The organism is Streptomyces sp. NPDC055025 (genome assembly GCF_053608565.1).
Map to the genome: position 1 here is coordinate 1 of NZ_JBSGVS010000140.1, position 5710 is coordinate 5710.

Genomic DNA, 5710 nt, shown 5'->3' on the forward strand with positions numbered 1-5710 from the left:
TGCGGAGCATGTCCCGTGGGCTTGCGCCGCTTGCCGTAATCGATGGCCATTGCTTCCCCTGAGCTGGGGTGTTGCAACGACCACTAGAACTCAAGTCGCCCGCCGGGGCCCTCCGCTCCCTCGCAGTCCCGCTCCCGCACGGCGCTTCCCCGCCCCAAGTCCCTTGGCACTACGCCCGTTTGATGTTTGTTTGGCGTCCTGAATCGACAACTCAAGGTCAAATTCTGGTATGCAATCTATTGCTCAGTGTCCAATCGATGTCACTCTCTGGACGGTTCAACGCGCGTCGACCGCGCGGCGAGCTCCCCCACAGCAGGGCCGTCCCCGGGCGGCCCATCACTCTTGGAGACTGAGTGAGACTTGTAGCTTCCACTCCCCGCAAGAACGCGGCCCGTGCCGCGGCCCTGGTCGCCTCCGCCGCCATGGTGGTTGTCGGCATCCAGTCGGGAACGGCCAGCGCCCAGCCCGACCCTTCGCGCGAACGCGGCGCCACCGCCGTCCTGTTCACCCCCGCCGAGCGTGTCGCGGCCATCCAGTCCGCCGAGGCGGACACCGCGGGCGAAGCCGCGTCCCTCGGACTCGGTGCCCAGGAGAAGCTCGTCGTCCGTGATGTCATCGAGGACGCCGACGGCACGGTGCACACCCGGTACGAGCGGACCTACGCGGGACTGCCCGTGCTCGGCGGCGATCTGGTGGTCCACCGGGCCCCGGCCGGCGGGCGCAGTGTCACCAAGGCGACCTCGGCCCGGATATCCGTGGCCTCCACCGATGCCCAGGTCGCCCCGGCCACCGCCAAGTCGAGCGCCCTGAAGGCCGCTTCGGCGGAGAAGACCGCGAAGCCCGCGGCCGAGTCCGCGCCGCGCAAGGTGATCTGGGCGGCCACCGGCACTCCGGTGCTCGCCTGGGAGACCGTCGTCAAGGGCCTCCAGCCGGACGGCACCCCGAGCGAACTGCATGTGGTCACCGACGCGGCCACCGGCAAGGAGCTGTTCCGGGACGAGGCCGTCCAGACGGGCACCGGCACCGGTGCCTACAGCGGCTCCGTCACGCTCGGCACCACCAAGAGCGGCACCACGTACAACCTCACCGACGGTACGCGCGGCAGCCACAAGACGTACGACCTGAACCAGGGCACCTCGGGCACCGGCACGCTCTTCACCGACGCCGACGACATCTGGGGCGGCGGCCGGCAGAGCGCCGCCGTCGACGTGCACTACGGCGCCGCGACGACCTGGGACTTCTACAAGAACGTGCTCGGCCGCAACGGCATCAAGAACAACGGTGTCGGCTCCTACTCCCGCGCCCACTACGGCAACAACTACGTCAACGCGTTCTGGCAGGACAGCTGCTTCTGCATGACGTACGGCGACGGCTCGGGCAACACCCACCCGCTCACCTCGCTCGACGTCGCCGCCCACGAGATGAGCCACGGTGTCACGGCCGCCACGGCCAAGCTGGTCTACAGCGGCGAGTCCGGCGGACTCAACGAGGCGACCTCCGACATCTTCGCCACGGCGGTGGAGTTCTACGCCGCCAACCCGAACGACCCGGGTGACTACCTCATCGGCGAGGAGATCAACATCAACGGCAACGGCACGCCGTTGCGCTACCAGGACAAGCCGAGCAAGGACGGCGCGTCGAAGGACTACTGGTCGTCCACCCTGGGCAACCTCGACGTCCACTACTCGTCGGGCCCGGCCAACCACTTCTACTACCTGCTCTCCGAGGGCAGCGGCGCCAAGACCATCAACGGCGTGAGCTACAACAGCCCCACGAGCGACGGTTCGACGGTCACCGGCATCGGCCGGGACAAGGCCACGAAGATCTGGTACAAGGCCCTCACCACGTATATGACGTCCTCCACCAACTACGCGAAGGCGCGCACCGCGACGCTGAGCGCGGCGGGCGCGCTGTACGGCACCACGAGCGCCGAGTACAAGGCGGTCGGCGCGGCCTGGACCGCCATCAACGTCAAGTGACCCGTATCTGACCCCGTTCCCTGGGCGTTCGGATAGGTGAATATCTCACCACCGCAGCCGGTCTCTTCCCGAGGCCGGCTGCGGTGTTCCGCGTGCCGCGGTGGGCGTTTCGTCATTGACAGCCGTTCCGCAGGCCTCGGCGGAGGTGGAGCCCGGCGGGTGGACCTCGGTCTCGCCCACCTTCACGGTGCAGGAGCGAGGCTGCGGCCAGGTCGACGATCTGACGTTCCGGCTGACCTGCTCCACCGCGAGCGGCGACCAGCGCGCCGAGCGCCGGTACGCCACCTACACCGGCGGCACCCGCCAGTTCGAGGGCTACTTCCGCGTCAGCGCTCTGAGCGGCACCCGGATCAGCCTCAAGCAGACGTTCAACGAGTCGGCGTCCGGACCGTACTTCATGCTGGCCGTCGAACGGGGCGGACGGCTCTACGCGGTCCATGGAGGCACCACACTCTCCGACGCCGGCACGGTCGGCGCGACGGTCCGCGTCAACACCGTGCACCAGGTGGGCACTTCGCACCGTACGTATATCAACGGGTCGCTGAAGCACACCTACGCCAGCCGTGGCGGCAGCTTCTACGACAAGTTCGGCGCCTACCGCACCGACAGCGGCAGCGGACCGGCCACCGTGGTCTGGAGCGATGTCCGCTTCTGGCGCAAGTAGCGGAGCCCTTCCGTGCGACCGACCATACGAGCGGCCGTGCCGGCCGCGCTCGTGCTCACGCTGGCGGCGGGTCCCCGGCGCCCACCCGGACGGCGCCGCCGCTCCCGGAACACCGGCCGGTGCCGCCCCGACGAGTGCCGTCCCGGACGCTCCCCCGCTCCGCGCCTTGTCACCCCCACCGACATCGATCTGAGCTGGCGGGCCGGTGCGTCCGGCGCCGCCGGTCATGTACTCGAATTCGCGACGGAGGAGGCGGGCCCGTACACCGTTCTGGAGTATCTCCCGCCCGGTACGACCACCTACCGTCATCCCGATCTGATACCGCGTACGACGTTCTTCTACCGGCTGCGGGCCTTCCAGGGGCCGGCGTCCCCGCGCCCCGCGGCGCACCGTATCCGACGCCGCGCGCCGATCCACCGGGGACTGCGGGAGAGCCCTTAGGGTCCGATCCATGGCCGGAGACGCAGCGCGGGACAGCGGAGCCGCGGCGGGCGGGCCCGTCCCGTCCGCCGCGGGTGCGGCGCCCGACCCACGACGCTGGAAGGCGCTCGCGGTCTGTCTGGTCGGCGGCTTCATGACGCTTCTGGACGTCTCCATCGTCAATGTCGCGCTGCCGTCCATCCGGGAGGGCCTGCGGACCCCGGTCTCCGATCTCCAGTGGGTGCTGTCCGGATACGCGCTCGCCTTTGGCCTCTTCCTGATTCCGGCGGGACGGCTGGGCGACGCCCGTGGCCGGCGTGTGGTGTTCATGGTGGGACTCGCGCTCTTCACCCTGGCGTCCGCGGCCTGCGGAGCGGCCCAGTCCAGCCTCTGGCTGGTGATCGCGCGGCTGGTCCAGGGCTTCGCCGGGGGCACGGTCACCCCGCAGATCTCCGCGCTGATCCAGCAGATGTTCTCCGGCCGTGAGCGGGGCCGGGCCTTCGGCATGTTCGGCACGGTGGTCGGTATCTCGACGGCCGTCGGACCCCTGCTCGGCGGTCTCATCATCCAGTTGGCCGGTGCGGACGACGGCTGGCGCTGGGTCTTCTACGTCAATCTCCCGCTGGGCGTGGTCTGTCTGCTGCTCGCCCGGCGGCTGCTGCCGGACACCCCGGCGGCCGGCCGGGTCAGGCTGCGCGACCTCGACCCGATCGGTGTACTGCTCCTCGGCTGCGGCGTGCTGGCCCTGCTGCTTCCCTTCGTCCAGTCACAGCAGTGGCACAACGACGAGAAGTGGCTGCTGCTGCTCGTCGCCGCGGCCCTGCTGGCCTGCTTTGTGAAATGGGAGTCCCGGTGCCGTACGGGCGGTACCCAGCCGGTGCTGAATCTGTCGCTGTTCCATGTCCGCTCGTTCTCGCTCGGATGTCTGCTGATCCTGCTCTACTTCGGCGGATTCACCACGATCTTCTTCATCACCACGCTCTATCTCCAGAGCGGACTGCACTACTCGGCCCTGGAGGCAGGACTCGCCATCACCCCCTTCGCCTTCGGCTCCGCCGTGGCGGCGGGGGTCGGCGGCCGGCTCGTCAGCCGCTTCGGCCGGCCGCTGGTCCTGGTCGGACTGATCATGGTGACCGTGGGGCTGGCGGCCACCGCGTTCGCCGTGCATCTCGTACCGGGCCATGCCGCGGGGTGGGCGATGGCGGCGCCGCTGCTCGTGGCCGGTCTGGGCAGCGGTCTTGTCATCTCGCCGAATCAGACACTGACCCTCTCCGAGGTGCCGGTGGCCATGGCGGGCAGCGCGGGCGGCACCCTCCAGACCGGTCAGCGCGTGGGTTCCGCGATCGGTATCGCCGCCGTGGGCTCGGTCTTCTTCGCCCAGGTGGAGCCCGACGGCTGGCCGACGGCTTACGACCACGGGCTGGTGATGTCGGTGGCGTTCGTGATCGCGGCACTGGTGGTCGCCGTGGCCGATGTGATCGCGAGTCACCGGGCCGGCACACACCACCGGGGCGGCAAGGCGGACCGGGAGTCCCAGGACAGGGAGTCCCCGGACCGGTAACGCCGTTGATCCTCCGCGGCGCCGCTCCCGTCAGCTCTCCGAAGGGGGGCTGCGCCGGACGTGGAGTCCGACGCCGGCCGTCAGCGCCACCACGCACGCCGTGAAGACCAGTCCCGCGTTCTTCAGCCCCAGCCAGAGGGTCAGCGCCCCGACGCCCACCACCGGCAGGGAGATCCCCAGATAGGCCACGACGAAGAAGGCCGAGATGGTGCCTCCCCGATGCTCGGGCGGAGCCGCCCCGCTCACCGCGGTCATACCGGCGCGGAAGGCGAGGCCCTGGCCGAGTCCGCCGCAGAGCGCGCCCAGTACGAGCAGGGGCAGTGACTCCGCCGCCAGGGAGGCGCCCACCAGCAGCAGACCGACCACCAGGACAAGACAGCCGCCCGGCAGTGCTCGACGCACCCCGACCCGTGTCAGCAGTGCCTGTCCGATCGTGGACGCCAGGAAGAGCGAGAAGACGACCGCCCCCGACACAGCCAGATTGTGCTCGCCGAGTGTCTGGGCGAGAAAGGACGGCGTCACCGCGGTGAACAGTCCCATCAGCGCGAAGCCGGCGAAGGCGGCGAGTGCCGACGGTACGAACACTCCGCGCACCTCGGGCGGCACCGTCAGCCCCTGCGGTCTGAGCCGTGGCCATCGGACGGGGTGCGGGACGGTCTCCCGCAGGAACCAGGTCAGTACGCACGCCACGGCGACCAGCGCGAGATGCGTCAGGAAGGGCAGCCGCAGCGGCCAGGGCGCGTACTGGGCGAGGAGCCCGGAGAGCAGCGGACCGCAGCCCAGACCGCCCATGTTCGCCGCGGTGGCCGCGAGTCCCGCTCGTGCCTCGTGTCCCGGTGCGGCCAGTTCGAGCACGGTGGCGGTGGCGGTGCCGCTGAGCAGCCCGGCGGCCAGGCCCGACAGCAGCCGGCCGGTGAACAGCAGCGGCAGCCCGCCTTCGAGGAGGAAGCAGAGGGCACTGGCGGCGGAGAGCCCGAGGGCGGTGAGCAGGACCGGCCGGCGCCCCGCCTCGTCGGAGTAGTCGCCCGCCACCAGCAGCGCGAAGACCACCCCGATGGCGTAGACGGCGAACACCACCGTGACCAG

At 70.1% G+C, this 5710-nt stretch carries 5 protein-coding genes; 4 read left to right on the forward strand and 1 reads right to left on the reverse strand.

What is annotated here, in order from left to right:
• The first annotated feature begins 353 nt into the window (after positions 1 to 353).
• From ACWGDX_RS39145 to ACWGDX_RS39160, 4 genes are all read left to right on the forward strand, one after another.
• Complete coding sequence (locus ACWGDX_RS39145; protein ID WP_453633568.1) at positions 354 to 1979, forward strand: M4 family metallopeptidase; 1626 nt, start codon at positions 354 to 356, stop codon at positions 1977 to 1979.
• 115 nt (positions 1980 to 2094) lie between these two features.
• Entirely contained in the window at positions 2095 to 2643 is a 549-nt protein-coding gene (locus ACWGDX_RS39150; protein ID WP_453633570.1) for a hypothetical protein, read from the forward strand.
• A 12-nt stretch (positions 2644 to 2655) separates the two neighbouring features.
• Entirely contained in the window at positions 2656 to 3084 is a 429-nt protein-coding gene (locus ACWGDX_RS39155) for a hypothetical protein (RefSeq protein WP_453633572.1), read from the forward strand.
• A gap of 10 nt (positions 3085 to 3094) precedes the next feature.
• Positions 3095 to 4624 (forward strand): MFS transporter, encoded by a 1530-nt coding sequence (locus ACWGDX_RS39160; RefSeq protein ID WP_453633574.1) that lies wholly within the window; start codon positions 3095 to 3097, stop codon positions 4622 to 4624.
• A 30-nt stretch (positions 4625 to 4654) separates the two neighbouring features.
• Here the strand turns inward: ACWGDX_RS39160 and ACWGDX_RS39165 are convergent.
• Positions 4655 to 5710: MFS transporter (locus ACWGDX_RS39165; RefSeq protein ID WP_453633576.1), on the reverse strand; the 1056-nt coding region annotated here is incomplete at its 5' end.